The 20,836-nt window shown below is 63.5% G+C and carries 22 protein-coding genes; 11 read left to right on the forward strand and 11 right to left on the reverse strand.

Annotation, left to right across the window (positions count from 1 at the left end; genetic code table 11):
• Positions 1 to 55 precede the first annotated feature (55 nt).
• The 3 genes from rlmJ to VJR90_08245 are packed head-to-tail and all read left to right on the forward strand — an operon-like array spanning position 56 to position 2,328.
• Entirely contained in the window at positions 56 to 916 is an 861-nt protein-coding gene (rlmJ, locus tag VJR90_08235) for a 23S rRNA (adenine(2030)-N(6))-methyltransferase RlmJ (GenBank protein ID HKV97458.1), read from the forward strand.
• 45 nt (positions 917 to 961) lie between these two features.
• Positions 962 to 1,630: a TetR family transcriptional regulator gene (locus VJR90_08240; GenBank protein HKV97459.1), complete on the forward strand. Its 669-nt coding sequence runs from the start codon at positions 962 to 964 to the stop codon at positions 1,628 to 1,630.
• Positions 1,631 to 1,632: 2 nt separating this feature from the next.
• A complete protein-coding gene (locus VJR90_08245; GenBank protein ID HKV97460.1) occupies positions 1,633 to 2,328 on the forward strand; it encodes a HutD family protein in 696 nt (231 codons plus the stop codon).
• Here the strand turns inward: VJR90_08245 and VJR90_08250 are convergent.
• A complete protein-coding gene (locus VJR90_08250) occupies positions 2,296 to 4,626 on the reverse strand; it encodes an EAL domain-containing protein (protein HKV97461.1) in 2,331 nt (776 codons plus the stop codon). The genes VJR90_08245 and VJR90_08250 overlap by 33 nt on opposite strands.
• Positions 4,627 to 4,629: 3 nt before the next feature.
• A complete protein-coding gene (locus VJR90_08255; GenBank protein ID HKV97462.1) occupies positions 4,630 to 5,322 on the reverse strand; it encodes a hypothetical protein in 693 nt (230 codons plus the stop codon).
• Between the two features lie 609 nt (positions 5,323 to 5,931).
• On the opposite strand from VJR90_08255, the gene VJR90_08260 reads away from it, so the two are divergent.
• Positions 5,932 to 6,372 (forward strand): hypothetical protein, encoded by a 441-nt coding sequence (locus tag VJR90_08260; protein ID HKV97463.1) that lies wholly within the window; start codon positions 5,932 to 5,934, stop codon positions 6,370 to 6,372.
• A 35-nt stretch (positions 6,373 to 6,407) separates the two neighbouring features.
• Here the strand turns inward: VJR90_08260 and rpoD are convergent, their stop codons facing one another.
• The 4 genes from rpoD to rpsU all read right to left on the reverse strand — a co-directional run bounded on the left by rpoD (position 6,408) and on the right by rpsU (position 11,143).
• Positions 6,408 to 8,351 carry an RNA polymerase sigma factor RpoD gene (gene rpoD, locus VJR90_08265; protein HKV97464.1) on the reverse strand — a complete coding sequence of 648 codons (1,944 nt, stop codon included), beginning with the start codon at positions 8,349 to 8,351 and terminating at the stop codon, positions 6,408 to 6,410.
• A 94-nt stretch (positions 8,352 to 8,445) separates the two neighbouring features.
• Entirely contained in the window at positions 8,446 to 10,197 is a 1,752-nt protein-coding gene (dnaG, locus tag VJR90_08270) for a DNA primase (GenBank protein ID HKV97465.1), read from the reverse strand.
• A 144-nt stretch (positions 10,198 to 10,341) separates the two neighbouring features.
• Positions 10,342 to 10,788, reverse strand: coding sequence for a GatB/YqeY domain-containing protein (locus VJR90_08275; GenBank protein HKV97466.1), 447 nt, complete (start codon positions 10,786 to 10,788; stop codon positions 10,342 to 10,344).
• A 139-nt stretch (positions 10,789 to 10,927) separates the two neighbouring features.
• Positions 10,928 to 11,143, reverse strand: coding sequence for a 30S ribosomal protein S21 (gene rpsU, locus VJR90_08280; protein HKV97467.1), 216 nt, complete (start codon positions 11,141 to 11,143; stop codon positions 10,928 to 10,930).
• Between the two features lie 94 nt (positions 11,144 to 11,237).
• On the opposite strand from rpsU, the gene tsaD reads away from it, so the two are divergent.
• The 5 genes from tsaD to VJR90_08305 all read left to right on the forward strand — a co-directional run bounded on the left by tsaD (position 11,238) and on the right by VJR90_08305 (position 15,689).
• Positions 11,238 to 12,251 (forward strand): tRNA (adenosine(37)-N6)-threonylcarbamoyltransferase complex transferase subunit TsaD, encoded by a 1,014-nt coding sequence (gene tsaD / locus VJR90_08285; protein HKV97468.1) that lies wholly within the window; start codon positions 11,238 to 11,240, stop codon positions 12,249 to 12,251.
• On the forward strand, positions 12,248 to 12,625 hold the full coding sequence (gene folB, locus VJR90_08290; protein HKV97469.1) for a dihydroneopterin aldolase: 378 nt from the start codon (positions 12,248 to 12,250) through the stop codon (positions 12,623 to 12,625). The genes tsaD and folB overlap by 4 nt, the downstream gene beginning before the upstream one ends.
• Positions 12,622 to 13,110, forward strand: coding sequence for a 2-amino-4-hydroxy-6-hydroxymethyldihydropteridine diphosphokinase (gene folK / locus VJR90_08295; GenBank protein ID HKV97470.1), 489 nt, complete (start codon positions 12,622 to 12,624; stop codon positions 13,108 to 13,110). Before folB ends, folK begins: the two co-directional genes overlap by 4 nt.
• 30 nt (positions 13,111 to 13,140) lie before the next feature.
• Positions 13,141 to 14,451 carry a S41 family peptidase gene (locus tag VJR90_08300; GenBank protein ID HKV97471.1) on the forward strand — a complete coding sequence of 437 codons (1,311 nt, stop codon included), beginning with the start codon at positions 13,141 to 13,143 and terminating at the stop codon, positions 14,449 to 14,451.
• 77 nt (positions 14,452 to 14,528) lie between these two features.
• Entirely contained in the window at positions 14,529 to 15,689 is a 1,161-nt protein-coding gene (locus VJR90_08305; GenBank protein HKV97472.1) for an SAM-dependent methyltransferase, read from the forward strand.
• A gap of 33 nt (positions 15,690 to 15,722) precedes the next feature.
• On the opposite strand, the gene VJR90_08310 is transcribed toward VJR90_08305, so the two are convergent.
• Positions 15,723 to 16,940: a multifunctional CCA addition/repair protein gene (locus tag VJR90_08310; GenBank protein HKV97473.1), complete on the reverse strand. Its 1,218-nt coding sequence runs from the start codon at positions 16,938 to 16,940 to the stop codon at positions 15,723 to 15,725.
• A gap of 41 nt (positions 16,941 to 16,981) precedes the next feature.
• On the opposite strand from VJR90_08310, the gene VJR90_08315 reads away from it, so the two are divergent.
• Complete coding sequence (locus tag VJR90_08315; protein ID HKV97474.1) at positions 16,982 to 17,407, forward strand: aminopeptidase; 426 nt, start codon at positions 16,982 to 16,984, stop codon at positions 17,405 to 17,407.
• The gene (locus VJR90_08320; GenBank protein ID HKV97475.1) at positions 17,337 to 18,059 is read left to right on the forward strand and encodes an aminopeptidase; all 723 of its coding nucleotides are present in this window, start codon (positions 17,337 to 17,339) and stop codon (positions 18,057 to 18,059) included. Before VJR90_08315 ends, VJR90_08320 begins: the two co-directional genes overlap by 71 nt.
• Before the next feature lie 24 nt (positions 18,060 to 18,083).
• On the opposite strand, the gene VJR90_08325 is transcribed toward VJR90_08320, so the two are convergent.
• The 4 genes from VJR90_08325 to VJR90_08340 are packed head-to-tail and all read right to left on the reverse strand — an operon-like array spanning position 18,084 to position 20,807.
• Complete coding sequence (locus VJR90_08325; GenBank protein HKV97476.1) at positions 18,084 to 18,860, reverse strand: biotin/lipoate A/B protein ligase family protein; 777 nt, start codon at positions 18,858 to 18,860, stop codon at positions 18,084 to 18,086.
• On the reverse strand, positions 18,857 to 19,141 hold the full coding sequence (locus VJR90_08330) for a biotin--protein ligase (protein HKV97477.1): 285 nt from the start codon (positions 19,139 to 19,141) through the stop codon (positions 18,857 to 18,859). Before VJR90_08330 ends, VJR90_08325 begins: the two co-directional genes overlap by 4 nt.
• Positions 19,141 to 19,812: a thiopurine S-methyltransferase gene (locus tag VJR90_08335; GenBank protein ID HKV97478.1), complete on the reverse strand. Its 672-nt coding sequence runs from the start codon at positions 19,810 to 19,812 to the stop codon at positions 19,141 to 19,143. Before VJR90_08335 ends, VJR90_08330 begins: the two co-directional genes overlap by 1 nt.
• A 35-nt stretch (positions 19,813 to 19,847) precedes the next feature.
• Positions 19,848 to 20,807 carry a complex I NDUFA9 subunit family protein gene (locus tag VJR90_08340; GenBank protein ID HKV97479.1) on the reverse strand — a complete coding sequence of 320 codons (960 nt, stop codon included), beginning with the start codon at positions 20,805 to 20,807 and terminating at the stop codon, positions 19,848 to 19,850.
• Between the last annotated feature and the right edge of the window lie 29 nt (positions 20,808 to 20,836).

Genomic DNA, 20,836 nt, shown 5'->3' on the forward strand with positions numbered 1-20,836 from the left:
AACGCAATGGAACGGGGCTCCATCATAGCAACACTTTGTATGCCATCATCGGTGCATGAATTATCGCCACGCTTACCACGCCGGCAATTTCGCCGACGTCTTCAAACACACGTTGCTGATAATTCTGCTGACCGCTTTGAACCGCAAGCCGGCACCCTGGTGTTATTTTGACAGCCATGCCGGCGCTGGCCTCTACGATCTGCAGGGCGCCGAGGTACGGCGCGGCGACGAGGCCGCGGGCGGCATTCACCGCTTGTGGCCTTTGCGTGCCACGGCGCCCGCACCGGTGGCCGAGCTGTGCTCGGCCGTCGCCGCCGTCAATCCCGGACTCCCGGCCGATGCGTTACCGCGCTTTTATCCGGGTTCACCGCTGATCGCGGCGGGACTGGCGCGCCCGCAAGACCGCCTGGTGCTTGCAGAACTGCGCTCCGATGAAGTCCAACTGCTGCGCACACACTTGCACCGCGATGCGCACGCCGCGATACACGCGCGCGATGGTTACGAGATGCTCAGGGCGCTCACGCCGCCGGCGGAACGCCGCGGCCTGGCTTTGCTGGATCCGACATTTGAACTACCGACCGAGTTTGTACAAATGCTTCAGGCGTTGAGCGCGGCGTACCAACGCTGGCCGGAGGGCGTGTATGCGCTATGGTATCCGCGCAAGGACGGGCCGGCGACGCGGCGTTTGGAGCGCGAGCTGCTGCGTTTGAAACCGCAGCGCATGCTGCGCGCCGATTTTCGCATTGCGCCGGAGGACACGCCGCAGTTTGGCGCTTGCAGCCTGGCGCTGATCAATCCGCCGTGGCAAAGCGAACACGCCATGCAGGTTTCTCTGGCGTTTTTGCGCGATGCCCTGGCGCCGCAGGCCGGCAGCTATCACCTGCACTGGCTTACGACCGCCAGTCTTGACAAGTGACCTTTGGTCATTCATAAATGACCAAAGGTCAGAGTAGAGCCAGCCATGCGTCCACGCAATCGTGCGGTCAGTGACGAGCAGAAAACCGAGCGGCGCAATGCCATCCTGCAGACCGCGCTCGCCGGCTTTGCCGACACCCCTTACGACGAACTCACCATGGATCATATTGCCGCAGACGCAGGCCTCGCCAAGGGCACCTTGTACCTGTACTTTCGCAGCAAGGAGGAAGTCTTCCTGGCGCTGTGCGAACGCGAGCTGAGCCAATGGTTCGACGATCTGGATACTGCCCTGCAGACGCGGCGGGCGGAGATGAGCGTCAACAGTCTGGTCGCGTTGTTCGCCACCTCGTTTGCCGGACGGCCGCGGCTGCTGCGATTGCTTGCCATTTTGCACACCGGGCTGGAGCATAACGTGCCCTACGCCGCCGCGTTGAGTTTCAAGACGTTATTGAAAACCCGCACGGCCGCAACTGGCGCGCTGCTTGAGAGTTACCTGCGCTTTCTTGAGCCCGGCCAGGGTGCGGCGCTGCTCATCAAAATTTATGCACTTATAATCGGCTTCGAGCACCTGTCGGAGCCCTCGGGCGTGGTACGCGAAGTGCTCAGCCAGCCGGACATGGAGTTGTTCCGTGTGAATCTGCAATCTTCCTTGCTGGATACGCTCAAGATCCTGCTCATGGGCCTTGCCTACGAGGCCAAGTACCGGCAGGCCTGAGCGTGCAGGAATTGGCCGCCGGTGTGCAGCGACTGATGCCAGGCGATTACCGGCGCATGCGCTGGAAAAACGCCCGCGGCTGGACCACGGAATTGGCGGTACATCCGCGTGACGCGCAGCTTGACGGCCAGCCTTTCGAATGGCGCGTGAGTCTCGCGGAGGTGGAAAGCGACGGTGAGTTCTCCGCGTTTCCCGGCTACGATCGGACGATACTTCTGGTGCAGGGCGGCGGAATGGAACTCAGCTTCGCGGAGGCGCCGTCGCAGCGCATCGCACAGCCTTTCCAGCCGTTCAGTTTCAAAGGCGAATGGCGCACCCGCTGCCACCTGCTGAACGGCGCGGTGCGCGATTTCAACGTGATAAGCCGGCGCACACTGTTTACCCAGCGCTTTGCAATTCTGCGGCCAGGCGATTTTCCCCAGCCGCTGGCGGATGAGGGCCAGGTCAGACTGGTGTATGTCTTTCGGGGCGCGGTGACGCTCGTGAGCACGGTTTTCCCTCCGGCCACGCTTGCTGCCGGCCAGGCTTTGCGGGTCGAAAACGACAATCCAGCCGGCCGATTCCAACTCAACTGTGAAGCCGCCGGAACCGTGGCCGTATTGATTGCTTTCGCCGCCGTGACCGGGGCAAGCGCTGAAAACTCCGGCATGCGATACCGCAGCGTCTTACCTGACGACCCTGGCTTTCCAACTGCCTGATTGCCACCACTGCTGGAAGTGTTCGGCGTGCTGCGGCCGGCTGATGTAGTTGCCCTGGGCGGTGTCGCAGTGCAGCTTGCGTAGCAGCGCCAGGCTGGCGCGTGATTCCACGCCTTCGGCGGTAACGCTCAGGCCCATGTTGTGGCCGAGTTCGATGATGGAACGCACGATGATCGCATCGTCCGTGTTCTGGTTCATGTCGATGACGAATGACTTGTCAATCTTGAGTTCATCCACCGGCAAGCGCTTGAGCTGTGCCATCGAGGAGTAACCGGTGCCGTAGTCGTCGATGGATAGCATGAGGCCCAGCCCGCGCAGGCGACGGAAAGTTGCGGCACTCTGGTTCACGTCTTCCATGATCGCGCTTTCGGTAATCTCCAATGCCAGCAGCTGGGGATCGCACTGTGCGGCGCGCAGCATGCGTTCCAGCTCACGCGCAAAATTGCCCTCACGCAGATCGTGCGCGGAAATGTTGATGGCCACACGTACGGCCATGTCGGCCTGTTGCCAAGCTTTGGCTTGGGCGATGGCGCAATGCAACGCCCACTGCGTGACGGTACCGATGTTGCCGGTCTGCTCGAGCATGGGGATGAACTCGGCGGGCGGAATCAGGCCGTAAGCCGGGTGCTGCCAGCGCACCAGGGCTTCGGCCGCAACCACGGTGCGCTCGTTGAGGCTGAGCTTCGGCTGATAATGCAGTTGCAGTTCGTTGCGGTTGATGGCGTTTTGCAGTTCCGCCAGCAAGCTCAAACGCAGCAGACTGTGGCGATCCTGGCTGCCGTCGTAAATCGAATATGGCAGCCGCCGGCTCTTGGCCGTGCCCTTGGCCATGTCGGCATGACGCAGCAGCGCGCTGGCGTCGCGGCCATGGTCGGGGTAAATCGCCACGCCGGTGCCGGCGGTGACGTGCAGCGTCAGGCCCTCGGCCGGATGCGGCTCGCTGAGCGCCGCTACGATGGGATCCAGACGGGTGTGCAGCTCGCTGACGGTGATGTTGCATAGCAGCAGGCCGAATTCGTCGCTGCCGATGCGCGCCACCACGTCGTCAACGGCCACAATGGCGCGCAGGCGCTTGCCGACTGCGCGCAGCAAACGGTCGCCGGCATCGTAGCCAAGCGAATCATTGATGTCCTTGAAGCGATCGAGATTCACGATCAGCACGGCGAGGCGCCGGTTGGCGGCGTCCGCTTTGTCGATTTCACGCCCGATGTGCTTTTCCAGTGAAAAACGGTTGGCCAGTCCGGTCACTGGATCGTGCTCGGCCAGATGGCGCAGCGAATTTTCGCGCTGGCTGACGGCCGCCTGCATGCGGTTGAATTCGCGCATCAACTCTCCCAGCTCGCCGCGTTGGCGCAGCGTGATCGGCTCGGTGGAACTGCCGGTGGCCACCGCGCTCGCGTGGCTGACCAGCAGCTGTACCGGCCGCACAATGTGGCGCGCCAGCAGCCAGGCGCCGATCAGCGCGAGTAGCAAGGCGCCCGCTAACACGCCGATCACCTGTCGCCACCAGGAGCGGTTGCGCACCAGTGCCGCCGCCTGCGAAGTTTGCAGCAGGACGCTCACCGGCGTGGCCGAGGCTGGCGACAGCAAGGTCGCCAAGCCTAGATACTTGTCCCCGGCGAGCGGCAACAAGCCGTCGGTCGTCGGCGCGTCCGTGGCCTGCAGGTGCCGCGCGAGATCAGCGCGCGGCTCGGCGGGCAGTGATGAAGCCACCACTTGCCAATGCCCACCGGTGTCGCGGCGCAGGAATGTAACTTCGAGCGCGGTGCTGCCCGCCAATTGCTGGGCGAGCGTCGCATCGATGCGAAAACCAAGGTAAATCCAGCCCACGCGGGTCGGCGCGTTGATCGGAGCGCCCGCCATCTGATACAGCATGCCGGCGTTGTCGAAGAACAGGCTGTCCGAGGGGTCGCCAGCGGGCAGCCGAAAGGTCGGCTGCGGCAGGGCGGGGTTTCCGGTTTCGGCGAGAATTTTGCCGCCCTTGTCCACCACGACGGCCAGGTCGGCGCCGACCCGTTGCTGGCGGACGAGCAGTGCATCGCGCAAGCTCTTCGACCCGGCGTGGAACGCCGCCAGCAGGCCGTAATCCTTGGCCAGGATTTGCGCGTACACATTGAGCGCTTGGGTGCGCGCGCGGAACTGGCTTTGGAAAATCTGCTGGCCCTGTTGCAAGTGTGCGTTGAGACCATTGACGGTGTCCGCGCGCATGTGCTGATAGAGCACGCCCAGGCTCAGGCACTCGACGAGCAGCAGCAGGCCCACCACGAGCGCAAAGATTTTGAGTTGCAGGCTTTGCATTGCCTAATTCAACGTGAGGCGCACGAGTTGTTCGCGGCCGACGCTCGCCGTCACGTCGGCGGTCAATGCGTCGCGTGCGCCGTTGTGCGCATCGGCGTACCAGAGCTGTACGCGGTAATGCCCGGGTGATAAGTCGCCAAAGCGCAGAAATCCGTTGGTGTCGGTCGTGCCGAAGACCGTGGCATCGGTCACCACCATGTAGGCCAGCATGCCGTTGTGAATCTTGCACCCGAGCGTAAGCACCATGGGGTGGTTCGGGGCGATCACGCGACGGCTTTGACCGGGGCGCAATTGCAGTGTGAGCGCGGGCTCAGTGGAGAACGAATAAATCACATGTTCCACGTCGTCGAGGTTGTTGAAAACCACCGGGCCGCCGCTGTGCACAATCTGTACGCGTGGCTGGAACTGCCGGTCGATCAGGTCCACGGTGTCTGCGCGCGTCGCGCGCAGCATGCGGGTGTCCCTGCCGGTGTCGAGGGCTTGCAGATAAACGGCGGCGTCGGCCAGCGGCGTGCCGTCGGCGCGCGTCGCGTACACCGCGACTGCGGCGCGCGGCGCGGGCTTGATCACGGCTTCCTGCCAGGGGATGAGCGGGATGCAGCCGGCCAGCAGCAGGCACAATGCGCCCGCAGGCAGCAGCCGTGCTCGAGCGCTGCACACCCGGGGAAAAACTCCCTTGAACAACGTTCGCTTCATGCGCCCCATCCTGCACGCAGCGGTATAGACGATTACAAAAAAATGGGCCCGGAAGGACTCGAACCTTCGACCAAGGGATTCACTTATTCACGCCGTTTCCAGCGTGCGTGGACTATCTCTTCACCCGCCGCCAATGCGGGTAGGGTGCGGGACGCTTCAACCTGTCATTAAGGGCACTCCAGCCCTCAGGTAGTCTCTGCACCTTCCGGCGGTGTACTGCCGGCTTGGCTCAGGGTTGCCAGCGGCGTGAGCCGTGGAGGTTTCCCTGAATTCATCCCGTTTGCATCTGCGCCTTTCGACGCAGAGTCACCATTGAAGATGAGTCCCCTGCTCTAACCAACTGAGCTACAGGCCCAACGTCTATACACTGAACCATCCATGGTGGCTCGTCCAGACCAGCCGCTACGCTTCGCGATCCTGCTTCGGTTGCGGTCCAAGGCGCACATCCTGATGCGCTCGTCCGAAGCTCCGCTTCGAACCCATGCTGGCCGTTCGCTGGGAGGAAGCATCGTTTCGCGTAAAGTCCCTAGCTTACCCCTGCTCTAATCAATTGAGCTGAAGGCCCATGTATGAATTCTACTCGGCCAGTATTTGGTTCCGCATCAAATAATGGATTATGATCATTTTCATATGAAGAAATATTTCGTGTCCGACGGTAGCTGTGTGATTTGCGGGCGTTCACTTAAGGGTCGGCAAAACAAATATTGCAGCCGCAAGTGCAAGAATTCAGATACTAATAATCGGCATCAGAACTACGTTTGCCAACAAGCGCGGGGCTTAGGTCGGAAATTGGCGTTGATTGCAGAGAGAGGCGGTCGCTGTCAACGCTGCGGGTACAACAAGAATTATGCGGCATTGGCATGGCACCACAAGAATCCTGCTGAAAAGCAAATGGAATTAGATTTGCGCGCAATGTCCAATAGAAGTGGTAAGGCATTGCGAAAAGAAATTGCAAAATGCGAGCTTCTTTGTGCCAATTGCCATGCAGAAATTCATCATCCGGAATGCACTTTGACTGGCAATAGCAATGGCAAAGCAAAGGCCGTGTAAACGCGCCCTTGGTCAGGTACGCACGACCCGCGTGGTCAAGACGAGGATTCGTCGAGAAAGCTGCGCAACTGGTCGGAACGCGACGGATGGCGCAGCTTGCGCAGTGCCTTGGCTTCAATCTGGCGGATGCGCTCGCGCGTGACGTCGAATTGCTTGCCGACTTCCTCGAGCGTGTGGTCGGTATTCATGTCGATGCCAAAGCGCATGCGCAGCACCTTGGCTTCGCGCGGCGTGAGGCTCGCCAGCACCGCGTGCGTCTGTTCGCGCAGGCTTTCGTTGGTGGCCGCGTCGACGGGCGAGGTCACCGAGGCATCCTCGATAAAGTCACCGAGATGGGAGTCCTCGTCGTCGCCAATGGGCGTTTCCATGGAAATCGGTTCCTTGGCGATCTTTAGCACCTTGCGTACCTTGTCCTCGGGCATTTCCATCTTGACCGCAAGCTCATCCGGGGTCGGCTCGCGGCCCATTTCCTGCAGCAACGTACGCGAAATGCGGTTCAGCTTGTTGATGGTCTCGATCATGTGCACCGGAATGCGGATAGTGCGCGCCTGGTCGGCGATCGAACGCGTGATGGCTTGGCGAATCCACCAGGTTGCGTAGGTGCTGAATTTGTAGCCGCGCCGGTATTCGAACTTGTCCACCGCCTTCATCAGGCCTATGTTTCCTTCCTGGATGAGATCCAGGAACTGCAGACCGCGGTTGGTGTATTTCTTGGCGATCGAGATCACCAGGCGCAGGTTGGCCTCCACCATCTCCTTTTTGGCACGGCGTGCCTTGGCCTCGCCTATGGACATTTGGCGGTTGATTTCCTTGAGTTCCTGGATCGAAAGGTGCGTGTCCTTCTCGATGGTCGTGAGGCGGTGCTGGATGCGCACCACTTCGGGCTTCTGCCTCGCCAGGGCGGCCGACCACTTGCGCTTGGATTTGATCTGGCGGTCCAGCCAGCGCGTGTTCGTCTGGTTTTCCGGAAAGCTCTTGATGAAATCCTTGCGCGGCATGCCGGCCTTGGCGACGCACAGACTCATGATTTCGCGCTCGTGTGCACGCACGGTGTCCACCATGTGCCGCAGGCTGCGGATGAGCAATTCGGTCATGCGCGGCGTGAGCTTCAGCTGCAGGAACGCCTCCACCAGCTGTTTGCGCGCGCGTGCGGTGCTCTTGTGGGCGGTGCCGTGCTTGAGGATGGCCTTGACTACCCTGTCGTGCAGTTTCTTCAGCTGGGCAAAGCGACGCGCGGTTTCTTCCGGATCCGGGCCCGTGTCCGCAGGATTCGATTCGGCGTCGGCGTCGCTGTCTTCTTCCTCGTCGTCGCCGGGTTTGGCGGGTTTGGCCTTGACCGGCGATTCCTCTTCGGGGGCTTCTTCGCTATCGGCGTCCGTCTCTTCCGCCGCGGCTTCCGCCACCGCCGGCGCTTCCGGCGCACTGGGCGCTGCTGCCACCTGGATGTCGGCGTTCGGGTCAATGAATCCGGTGATGATGTCGCTGAGTTTGTTGCGGCCTTCGGCCACGCCCGCGTATTCGGAAACCAGCAGTGCCGAGGACGCCGGATACGCGGCCACTGACGCCAGCACCTGGGTCAGACCTTCCTCGATACGCTTGGCGATCTTGATTTCGCCTTCGCGCGTGAGCAGCTCAACCGTGCCCATCTCACGCATGTACATGCGCACCGGATCGGTGGTGCGCCCGAATTCCGCGTCCAGCGAGGCCAAGGCAGCTGCGGCTTCTTCGGCGACCTCTTCGTCATCCGGACTCGTGGCCGGCGCATCCCCGAGCAGCAGCGTGTCGGTATCCGGGGCCTCCTCGTGCACCGGGATGCCCATGTCACCGATCATGGCGATGATTTCTTCGATCTGCTCGGGATCCACGATGTCGTTGGGCAGATGGTCGTTGACCTGCGCGTAGGTCAGGTAGCCCTGTTCCTTGCCCTTGGCAATCAGGAGCTTGAGCTTGGACTGCTTGTCTTCGTTACGGTCGTTCATGGCGTCTCAGGTGAAAAACGGCGCCCGTTGGGCGCCGGAGGGGAACCGGTAAGTTTATCAGAAAGTTGCATTTTTTCCAGATAAATCAACTGCTTCATAACTTGGGGGCGCCCAATCCCGTGCGCCGGGCTGTAATTAGCCGGGTCAGTTCCGCCTTTTCTTCATTACCCAGTGGGCGCAGCCGGGAGGTCTCGACTAAGGCCGCCAGGCGTTGTTCGTCGCGCCGTCCTGCCAGATCCGCGACCACTGCCCGAAACTCGCTTTCCATGCCATCGTCAGGCGTGAGCAGTTCGGCTTGGGCCAGCTTCATGAGGTAACTGCCGGTCTCAGTGTCACGCCAGTGCTCCAGCAGTCCAGCTCCCGTGATATGTGGGTGTTCCTGGGCAAATTCCAGCACCGCCTGCAGCGTTTCCACACCCTTGAGTCCCGTATCGGCCAAATTGGCCGGGTTTCCGGTAAGCGCCGCCAGCGCCGGCTGGTGCAGCAGCAGAGCCAGCGCCTTGCGTACCGGGCCGGTCAGCGCCGGTCCGGCTGGCGTGGGCTGCTGGTCCCCTGTGGCCTTGCGGCTGGATGCCCGGTTAAGCATAGTCAATTTTTCCGGGTTTACCTGGGCGCGGCGGGCCAGTTCCGCCCCCAGCATTTCCCGATAAACCCCGGCCGGCAGCCTGGCCAGGTGCGGGCGGGCGAGTTCCACCAGCCTGGCCCGGCCGTCCAGGCTGGAGAGGTCGGTCTGGGCGCTGAGGTTGTCCATCAGGAATACCGACAAGGGCACCGCCTGCCTGATGCGTGATTCGAACGCTTCGCGGCCCTCCTTGCGCACCAGCGTATCAGGGTCTTCGCCTTCCGGGAGAAACAGGAATTTGAGTTGCCGGCCGTCGCGCGCTTCGGGCAGCGCATTTTCCAGCGCGCGCCAGGCCGCAGCCCGGCCGGCGCGATCGCCGTCAAAGCAAAACACGACTTCCGAGGTGACGCGGAAGGTTTTCTGCAAATGCTCGGGCGTGGTGGCGGTGCCGAGCGTGGCCACCGCGTAGCACAGGTCGTGCTGGTGCAGGGCCACCACGTCCAGGTAACCTTCCACGACCAGCAGCCGCGGGATATCGCGCAGTGCCTGGCGCGCTTCATACAAGCCGTAGAGTTCACGTCCCTTGTGGAACAGCGGCGTTTCCGGCGAATTCAGGTATTTGGGCTCGTCGTTGTCGATGACCCGGCCGCCAAAACCGATGACGCGTCCGCGCGCGTCGCGGATCGGGAACATGACGCGCTCGCGGAAACGGTCGCGCGTCCGGCCGTCCTCGGCGCGGATCACCAGCCCCGCGTCCAGCAGATTCTGCTGCGCCGCTGCGTCCTTGCTGAGTGCTTTCAGCAAACGGTCCCACCCGGCTGGCGCGAAACCAATGCCGAACTCCGCCGCGATCTCGCCGCTCACGCCACGGCGCTTGAGGTAGTCCACGGCTGTGGGCGATTCCTTCAGCTGCGCGTGAAAGAAGCGTTGTGCATCGTGAAGTACCGCGTAAAGCGGCGCGAAATTGGCGCGGTGGTCGCCGCCGGATTCCACCGGCACTTCCATGCCCACCTGTTCGGCCAGCTGGCGCACGGCTTCCGGGAATTCCAGGTGTTCGTACTCCATGAGAAAACCCAATGCGGTGCCGTGCGCGCCGCATCCAAAGCAATGGTAAAACTGCTTGCTCGGGCTGACGGTGAACGACGGTGTCTTCTCGTTGTGGAACGGGCAGCAGGCGGTGAATTCGCGACCGTGCTTCTTGAGCGGTACGCGCGCGTCAATCACCTCCACGATGTCCACGCGGCTCACGAGTTCGTCAATGAAGGACTGGGGAATGCGCGCCATTGAAGTTATGGGTGAGGCGGGAGGAAGTGAAGAGCCGGCTTGAGCGTGGTGTTACCCCTTGCTCCTCACCCCTCACTCCTCACCTCAACGGGCATTACAAGAATAGAACAGGTTGACGATTGCTGTGTATGGGCAACGCCGCAATCAGCCGCCGAGCTTTACCTTGATGCGCGCGCTCACTGCACCCATGTCGGCGCGGCCCTGCACCTGTGGCTTGAGCAGGGCCATGACCTTGCCCATGTCGCGCATCGAAGCGGCAGCGCTTTGCTGCACCGCCTCGGCAATCAGCTTGTCGAGCTCCGCTTCGGCCAGCTGCGCGGGCAGATAAGAGTGGATGACGGCGACCTCCGCCTGTTCCTGGGCGACGAGATCCGCGCGCTGGCCTTGCTCATATTGCACGATGGATTCGCGCCGCTGCTTGAGCATCTTGTCGAGCACCGCAAGCACCTGGGTGTCGTCGAGCTGAATGCGCTCGTCCACTTCGCGTTGTTTGATGGCGGCCAGCATCAGGCGGATGACTCCCAGGCGCGGCTTGTCGCCGGCGCGCAGCGCATCTTTCATGTCGGCGGTGATGCGGTCTTTGAGTGGCATGCATGTGCTCCTGTGACCTCGTGAGGTCTGCTGCGCGGCGCGCACTGGCGGCGATCGGCAGGACCGGTGGCGCGCAAAAACAAACGGCGCTTGTCGCAAGCGCCGTCGTTGAAATCATCGGGACCCGTGCGCGCTCGAATCAATATAAACGGATGTGACGGGAGTGCTCGCGGGACAGTTTCTTTAGATGGCGCTTCACGGCGGCCGCCTGCTTGCGCTTGCGTTCCTGCGTGGGCTTCTCGTAGAACTCGCGGCGGCGCAGCTCGGTCATCACTCCGGCCTTTTCGCAGGCGCGCTTGAAACGCCGCAGCGCGGCATCGAAATGTTCGTTGTCTTTCACACGTACGCTGGGCATGCGGCCATCACCTTGAATTTGCTTGGATTCTGCGGCCGCGGACCGGCCGTAAGGGGCGGGAATTCTACCGACCGCCGTGTAGAATTGCAAAGTCATGCGCGTGCTCGGCATTGAGACTTCCTGCGACGAGACCGGGGTTGCCGTCTACGACGACCGCCGCGGGCTGCTGGCGCATGCACTTTACAGCCAGGTCCGGCTGCACCGAGAGTACGGCGGCGTGGTGCCGGAACTCGCCTCCCGGGATCATGTATGCAAGCTCCTGCCCATGATTCAGCGCGCCTTGGAGCAAGCCGGCTCAAGCCCGCAGCAGATTGACGGTATCGCCTACACCGCCGGGCCCGGATTGGTGGGCGCGCTGCTGGTCGGCGCCTGTCTGGCACGCGGCTTGGCGTTCGCCTGGCGCGTGCCGGCCGTCGGCATCCATCACATGGAAGGCCATCTGCTGGCGCCCATGCTGGAAAACCCGGCGCCTGCGTTCCCCTTCGTGGCCTTGCTGGTTTCGGGTGGACACACCCTGCTGGTTGAAGTCCGCGACGTCGGCCGCTACACCACGCTCGGCGAATCGCTGGACGATGCGGCCGGCGAGGCTTTCGACAAGGTCGCCAAGCTCCTGCAGTTGCCGTATCCGGGCGGGCCGGCGCTCGCCAAACTGGCCGAGAGCGGCGTTGCGGGACGTTTCGAGTTCCCGCGGCCCATGACTGACCGGCCAGGGCTGGATTTCAGTTTCAGCGGCTTGAAAACCGCGGTGCTCACCGCACTCAAGCGCGCGCCGCAGGACGCGCAAACCAAAGCCGATGTGGCGCGCGGATTCGAGGAGGCGGTGGTGGATACGCTCGTGATCAAATGCGAGCGCGCGCTGCAGCAGACCGGCGAGCAGCGCTTGGTGGTGGCTGGCGGCGTGGGCGCGAACCGCAGATTGCGCGCACGGCTCAAGCAGCGCGTGGCCGCGCTCGGCGGCGAGGTGTTCTATCCGCGGCTGGAATTCTGCACCGACAACGGCGCCATGATTGCGTATGCGGGTTACCTGCGCTTGCGCAATCTGAAAGCCACGGACGTACCCGCGGCCGTGCGCACGCGCTGGCCGCTGGATACCCTGGTGGCGCCGTGAGCCGTGCGACTTCCGCGGATACCGTGTTCATACGCGAGCTGCGCGTACAAACCGTAGTCGGCATATTCGACTGGGAGCGGTGCATCCGGCAAACGGTGATTCTGGATGTGGACATGAGCGCGGATATCCGCCGTGCCGCGCGCAGCGATCGCATCGAGGACACGCTCGATTACAAGGCGGTGGCCAAGCGCGTCACGCAATTCGTGAGCAGCGCGCAATTTCAGCTGGTAGAAACGCTCGCGGAACAGGTTGCCGATCTCATCCTGCGGGAATTCCACGTGGCGCATGTGAAAGTGACGCTGCACAAGCCGGGCGCGGTGAGCGGCAGCAGGAGCGTCGGCGTGAGCATCGAAAGGGACGCGCCTTCCGCATGACCACGGTGTTCGTCGGCGTCGGCAGCAATGTCGAGTCCGAGCAGCACGTGCGCGCAGCCGTGCGGCTGTTGCGCCAGCGCTTTGGCGCACTGCAAGTATCACCCGTGTACCGCAACCCGGCGGTGGGCTTCAAAGGCGATGATTTCCTGAATCTGGCGGTGGCGTTCGAAACCGGCGCGGACGTGGTGCAGGTGCACGCGGCGCTTGACGCCATCGAAGTGCAATGCGGGCGAACGCGCGGCGGTCCGCGCTTCGCGCCGCGCATGCTGGATCTGGACCTGCTGCTGTACGGGGCGCTGGTGGCCGGATCGCCGCTGCGGTTGCCGCGCCCCGAAATCCTCAAGTATGCCTATGTGCTCAAGCCGCTGGCCGACCTCGCGTCCGGGCAGCGTCATCCCGGGACCGGCCGCAGTTTTGCCGAGCATTGGCGTGAATTTGCCGGCAAGGATCAGCCGCTTGTGGCGGTGACGCTTGAAGGTCTATAACGTTCAGCGCGGCATCAAACGGAGATGGCCATGCGCAAGCTGGTGATGGGCGCGCTTTCATGCACGCTGGTGCTGCTGGTGTCAGGCTGCGGCGGTTCGGGCGGTGTTTCCCAGGCCCAGACCGCCGGCGCGTGCTCGGTAACCGGACAAAACCAGCAGATTCTCGCCATCATGCAATCCTGGTACTACTGGAACCAGTACCTGCCGGCGAATGTCAGCCCCGCCGCTTATGGCGATACCACCTCGTTCCTGGATGCGCTGTTGTACCAGCCGCTGGATCGGTTCAGCTATATCACCACGCAGGCGGCCAATCAGGCGTTTTATGGCGCTGGCCAGTATGTGGGCTTGGGCTTCGGCGAGGCGATCGTCAACGGCAATCAGTTGCAGCTGACCGACGTGTATTCTGGCAGCGCGGCGGCCGGCGCCGGGTTCGTGCGCGGCGGCTATATCCTGTCCGTGAACGGCATCGCGGTCGCGACCCTGATTGCCAACAATCAATTGAATTCCGCTTTTGGTCCTGCAGATGTGGGCGTGACGGTGACGCTTGAATATCAGTCGCCCTCCGGCGCAACCCAGACCGTGACACTCACTAAGACCGTCGTCACCCAGCCCAATGTTTCGCGGGTGCAGAGTTTCAGCGCCGGCGGCCGCAACGTGGGTTATTTCTTTTTCCAGAATTTCATCACGCCTTCCAGCAACGAACTGCAGCAGGCATTTGCGCAATTGCAGGCGGACGGCGACAACGAATTGATCATTGACGAGCGCTACAACGGCGGCGGGCTGCTGTCGGTAGCGCAGTTTCTCGGTTCATTGATTGTCGGCGACGCCGGCCAGACCTTCGCCACGCTGAATTACAACAGTCTGCACACCGATCAGGATCAGACGCTGGCCTTCCAGAGCGTGAGCAATTCCCTGAACCTGAGCCGCGTGGTGATCATCACCACCGGCGGCACCGCATCCGCCGCGGAATTGCTGATCAACGCGCTCAAACCCTACATAGACGTGGTGACCGTGGGCAGCACCACGTTCGGCAAACCGGTGGGCGAAAACGGCTTCGATTTTTGCACGAGCGTGCTCTATCCCATGACCTTCAACATGCTGAACGCCGCCGGCGCCGGCAATTATTTCGGCGGCATCGCCCCGACCTGCCCGGCGGTGGACGACCTGAGTCATGCGCTCGGCGACAGCGGCGAAGCCTCGCTGGCGGAAGCCCTGTATTACATCGCCAATGGCAATTGCGGACCGACTGCGCCCGCCGCGGAACGCGCCAATGCACGTGCCGCGGCATGGCGCCCGTTACCCGAGCGCTATGGCTGGCAGAATCTGGTCAATGCGCATTGAGACCACGGCCGTTTGTGGTCAGGCCGTAATGCTTTGCGAACCGGATTTGTGCGGGTTGCCATAATCCGGAAACCAGCATGCGCCGCAGCCAGCTTCGAGTCGAATTGCCGCCGCCTGCGCCGGACGCGCTGGCCCACAGCGCGCGTCTCCGGGAGCGCATGCGTGCGGAAATTCAGGCGCATGGCGGCGCCATCAGCTTCGAACGTTACATGGATCTCGCGCTCTTCGCGCCGGGACTTGGTTATTACAGCGCCGGCGCGCGCAAGTTCGGTGCGGCTGGCGACTTCGTCACCGCGCCGGAGCTCTCGCCCTTGTTTGGCCGCTGTCTTGCGGTGCAATGTGCGGAGTTGCTGAAACTCCTGGGTGGCGGCGACGTTCTGGAGCTCGGCGCAGGCTCCGGCGCAATGGCAGCGGATCTGTTGGCAGAGCTGGAAACCCTCGGCACTCTGCCGGAGCGTTACTGGATTCTGGAAGTCAGCGCAGAACTGCGCGAACGCCAGCGCCTGACCCTCACAGAACGCGCGCCCGCATTGTTGCAGCGCGTGCATTGGCTGGAGCGTCTGCCGGCGGCATTTTCCGGAGTAATCCTCGGCAACGAAGTGCTGGACGCCTTGCCCGTCAGCCGTTTCCGGCGCGCGGTGCGAGGGTTCGAAGAATATTGCGTCGCGGACCGGGACGGCGAACTCGTGTGGCAACTCCGGCCCGCGAGCGCAGATTTGCAGAGCGCGCTCGCGGCATTGGAGGCCGACCTGTCGCAGCCCCTGGCCGCAGGCTACAGTTCCGAAATCTGCCTGCGCCTGCCCTTGCTCATCGCCAGCCTCGCCGACGCTCTGACGCGCGGCGCGCTGCTGTTCACGGATTACGGGTATACGCGCGCCGGCTACTACCATCCTGAGCGCCACATGGGCACGCTCATGTGTCATTACTGCCAGCGCGTGCACGACGATCCGTTCCTCTACCCCGGCCTGCAGGACATCACCGCGCATGTGGATTTCACCGCGATGACGCACGCCGCGACGCAGGCCGGACTCACGCTTGCCGGATACACCACGCAGGCCCATTTTCTGCTGGCGCTCGGCATCGCGGAACGCGGCGTGGATCTGTACACCGCGCGTGAAGTGAAACTGCTGACGTTGCCGGAAGAAATGGGCGAGCGTTTCAAGGCCATCGGTTTCGTGAAAGGCATGGACTCGGCACTGCGGGGATTCAGCCTGCGCGACTTGAGCCACAGCCTGTAAAGCACGCGCCGCAGTGTGCGACGCGGGCGTTGCTCACGCGGGCTTCTTGGCAAGCGCCTCGCGCACCGCCAGCAGCCGCGCCTGGTTGAGGCGCCGGCCGATTTCAGCGCCGGAAACACCGTCGGGAATGCTCACCGCGGCCGCGGCGGCGCGCGCGCGTTGCAGGCGTTCCGCCTGCGGATAAGGCCGAGCCTCGAGACCGGTGCGGCCGCGCGCGTCGGCCTCGCAGGCCAACAGCAGCTGCTCGAAGCGCTGCGGCCGGCGGAAGGCATCGCAGTCCTGCAGCAAGCGCAGTGCCGTTTCGGGCCGCAATTCCGCCGCGCGGTGCACTTTGCCGTGAAAGCGCGCGGCAAGCAGCGCGAGTTCGCGGAATTCACGCGGTACCCGCAGCCGTTCGCACAGCGCATCCACCAGTTCCACGCCGCGCTCCTCGTGACCGTAATGATGCGGCAGTTTGTCCGCCGGTGTCGTGCCTTTGCCGAGATCGTGAACCAGCGCCGCGAAGCGCACCGCCGGATCGGGCGACAGGCGCGCGGCCTGATCAAGCACCAGCATCACGTGCACGCCGGTGTCGATCTCAGGATGATGTTCTTTGGGCTGTGGAACGCCGAACAAGCGATCGAGTTCGGGGAACACCTTGGCAAGCGCGCCGCATTCACGCAAGGTCTGAAAGAACACCGAAGGTTTGTCCGCGGCCAGCGCCTTGACGGTTTCCTGCCACACGCGCTCGGCCACCAGCGCGTCCACCTCGCCGTTTTCCGCCATCGTGTGCATGAGCGCGAGAGTTTCCGCGGCCAGCTTGAAACCGAGCGGCGCGAAGCGCGCGGCGAAGCGTGCCACGCGCAGCACACGCACCGGATCCTCGGCAAATGCCGGCGACACGTGGCGCAACACGCGTGCAGCGAGATCGCGCTGGCCGCCGTAGGGATCAATCAGCTTGCCCTGTGCGTCTTCGGCGAGTGCATTGATGGTGAGATCGCGGCGCTTAAGGTCGTCTTGCAGCGTTACCTGCGGTGCGCTGTGAAATTCAAAACCGTGATAGCCGCGACCGGTCTTGCGCTCGGTGCGCGCGAGCGCGTATTCCTCGTGCGTTTCGGGATGCAGGAACACGGGGAAGTCCTTGCCCACCGGTCGGTAACCGAGCGCGAGCATGTCATCCGGCGTAGCGCCCACTACCACCCAGTCACGCTCCTGGACCGGCAGGTCCAGCAGCTTGTCGCGCACCGCGCCGCCGACGAGAAAGATTTGCATGCATTCATGGTAGCAGAGCCCTTTTGCTATGCTGACCCGCCATGCGGCCGGCCACGCGCATTGTTCCCCTGCTGCTGACACCGGTCCTCGGGGGCTGTGCGTTGCCCGGCTATTACGGTCAGGCGGTGAACGGCGAACTCAGCCTGCTGTCCGCGCGCGTACCCATCCAAAGCCTGCTCGCGAGTCCCGAAACTCCGGCCGCGCTCAAGACCCGACTGCAACTGGCCGCGGAAATCCGCCGCTACGCCAGCGCGCAACTGGGATTGCCGCGCAACGGCAGTTACACGAGCTACGTGGCGCTCGACCGGCCCTACGTGAGCTGGAACCTGTTTGCCACCAAACCATATTCATTATTCATTGCAGCCGCTGACCCGGTGTTTTCCCATCGCCGACTGTGTGCCGTATCGCGGCTACTTCAGGCAGGCGGTGGCGCAGGCGTTCGCCGCCAAACTGCGCGCCCAGGGTGATGACGTGTACGTTGGCGGTGTGCCGGCATTCTCCACGCTCGGCTGGTTCGACGATCCGCTGGTCTCGAGCATGCTCGGCTGGGGCGACACTGCGCTCGTGAATTTCATCTTCCACGAACTCGCGCATCAGGAGCTGTATCTGCAGGGCGACGCCGACTTCAACGAATCCTTCGCGGTCACGGTGGCGGACGTGGGCGTGCGTCGCTGGCTCGCGGCCACGGGGCGCGCATCTCAACTGCCGGCCTATGAGGCCGGGCAGCGTCACTGGCACATGATCGTGCGGCTGGTGGACAGCGCGCGCGGCCGCCTGGGCGAGTTGTACGCCTCAGGCTTGCCAAAAGCGGACATGGCGGCGCGCAAACAGCAGATTTTCGCGCAACTGCGCGCGAGCTACGCGGTACTGCGCCCGCAACTGGGAACCGATACGGGCTACGACCGTTTTTTCAACGGCCCGCTCAACAACGCGAGCCTGTTGACCGTGACTACTTACACCCGCTGGGTTCCGGCGTTTCGAGCGCTGCTTGCGCAAAGCAGCGGCGACCTGCCGGCGTTTTACCTTGCGGTGAAACGCTTGATGCGCTTGCCGCCCGGCCAGCGCGACGCCGAGTTGCAGAAGCTCATGGTCAAAAGCGCGGCCGCCTCGGGCGGGTAAACCTGCGCATTGCCAGCGCCGCCCTCAGGGCACGATGGCGGTCCATGCCGGAGTTTCGAATTTTTCCGCCGCCAATGCGCGCGCCTGCGCGAGTTCGTTCTCCGTCAGGCGATCCTCCGTCAAACCGTGCAGCCGCCGAAACGTCGCAATCATGCGCTCGATCACCGCACTGCGCGCCAGACCCGTCTGACTGCGCAGCGGATCCACGCGTTTGACGGCGCTCGCGATGCCCTTGTCGGAGAGTTTCTCGCGGCCGATGCGCAGCACCTGCAGCATTTTCGTGGCATCAATGTCGTAGGCCATGGTCACGTGGTGCAGCACCGCGCCGTTGCGCCGCGCCTGGGCGGCGCCCGCGATTTTGCCGGCCGGCGAGGTGATGTCGTTGAGCGGCTGGTAACGCGCTTCGATTCCGAGCGTGCGCAACGCTTCGATGACCCAGGCATCCAGAAACGCATACGCTTCGCGGAACGACAGGCCCTCGACCAGCGACGCCGGTGCGTACAGCGAATAGGTGATGGTGTTGCCGGGTTCCACGAACATCGCGCCGCCGCCGCTGATGCGGCGCATCACCGTGATGTCGTGCCGGCGCGCGCCTTCGGGGTCCACTTCGTTGCGCAGCGACTGGTAGCGGCCGATGATCACGGCCGAGGCTGCCCACTCCCAGATGCGCAGCGTGGGCGCGCGCTGCCCGCTGCCGACCGCTGCGGTCAGGGTTTCGTCGAGCGCCATGTGCAACGCGGGCGCTTGCGCGGACGCGTGGATCAGACGCCAGCCGTAGTCCTCCCAGCGGCTGCGGCTCACCGTGCGTGTCCCAGTGCACGCTGCACTGCGCGTGCAATCGCCTCTTCCGAAATGCCGTACATCGCCGCGCGCCCGTCGAGCGCGGCCTTCAGATGCGCGGCCAGTTCCGCCTCGCCACTTTCGGCCGGCTGACCGTTGAGGGCTGCGTCAATCCAGTCGAGCGCGCTGTCGGGCTCCAGAAAGAAATCCCCACTTACCTGCACGTGACACAGACGCCCGCCGCGCACCTCGAGGTCCGCCACCACCAGCTTGCCGCCCGGCATCTTGTATTCGCCGTGCATCACCGCGCTCCACGCTGCAGGCGGTAGACGGCGGTCGCGAGCGCGCTCAACCCCGCCTGCGCGAATCTGGGCTGCGATGCCAGAATATCGCGCCGCTCGAGCAGCTCGAGTTTCCACCCGGTATCGAGCAGCCGGTGGAGTTCCGCTTCGCCCACCGAAAACGGCGGTCCGGGCATTTCAGCTTGCGGATATTCGAAGGTGATCATTAGCCCGCGGCAATCGGGAGGCAGCTTCCCGTAAACCTCGTGCGCGTAGCGTGGGCGCAGCTCCGGGGGCAGGGCGATGATTGCGGCGCGGTCGTACACCGCGGTGCAGGACTCGAACACGCGTGCCGCCACCTTGAAGATGTCGCCCTGGATCACTTCGATGTCGCCGGCCGCGTAGTGCACGCCGTCCACCTCGCGCTGCGACTGCACCGCAATATGGTTTTCGGCGAAGAACTGCTTGACCGCGAGCGGCGCGAGTTCCATGCCCAACACTGTAAATCCCTGCTTCGCCAACCACAGCATGTCGAGCGATTTCCCGGCCAGCGGCACCAGCACGCGGCTGCCCGCAGGCAGGCCGAGCGCGGACCAATGCCGAATCAGCAACGGCGTGGGTTCGCTTTGGTGCCAGCCGGTGCGGCCTTCCCGCCACCGCTGCAACCAGTCCGTGTCTTGCGCCTCTGTCACTCCGCGTCCCGCCTGGGTTGGTGACGCTACCCCGCTCACGGCACCACGCCGCGCATGCGGCGGTATTTGTCGAGTTCCGCCTGGGCGGTGAAGCGCCCGAGATACGTGGGCAGCACCGCCTCCACGGCCACCGGGTGCATGCCGAACGCGGCAAAACCGTTATCGGTACACACGCCGGGCACCTGCAGCGAATGAAAGTTGTCGAGTGAAAACGGTTTGCCCGGCAGCCATTCCATAACCACGGCTTGCAACCACGAAAGCGGCCGTGGCAGGCCGAAAATCAAGCGCCGGTGGCCGGTGAGGCGGCGCAGATAGCGCAGCAATTCGCGCAGCGTATAAACCTTCGGTCCGCACAGGGCATAACGCCGACCGAAACATGCACGCTCATCCAGGCTGCGCAGCATGGCTTCGGCCACGTCGCCCGCGGACACCGGCGCCAGCTTTGCGTTGGGACAAGGCAGCGGGAAAACGCCGGGCGCGAGGCGCAGGAAGCGTGCAAAGCGGTTGAGGAAGTGATCACCGGGGCCGAATATCACGCTCGGCTCGAACACGGTGACCTGCAGATCTTTCGCGGCCAGCACCAGCTCGGCGGCCTCTGCCTTGGTGCGCAGATAATGGCTGGGCGCGTTGCGTGCGGCGTTGAGTGCGCTCATGTGCAGCAGGCGTGGCACGCTCGCCGCGCGACAGGCTTCGATGATCTTGCGCGGCAGTTCCACGTGCACCTGCCGGAAGCCGCGTCCGCGGTGGCCGCGTTCGTTGAGGATGCCGACCAGATTGACCACCGCCGTGCAGCCGGCGAACTCGCGCGTGAGCGTCGCGGCGTCGTGCACGTCCGCCTCGACCAGCGTGACTGTGGGTAACACCACGAGGTCGTAGTGGCGCGCACGCGAGCGCGTCAGGATTTTCACGTTGTAATCCCGCTGCGCGAGGCGTGCGGCCAGATGGCGCCCGACAAAGCCGGTGCCGCCCAGCAGACAAATCGTGGCTGTTGGCATTTGCATTACCGTCCGTGAGGCGAACTTAT

The organism is Gammaproteobacteria bacterium (assembly GCA_035279405.1).
Classification (GTDB): Bacteria; Pseudomonadota; Gammaproteobacteria; order Natronospirales; family REEB76; genus REEB76.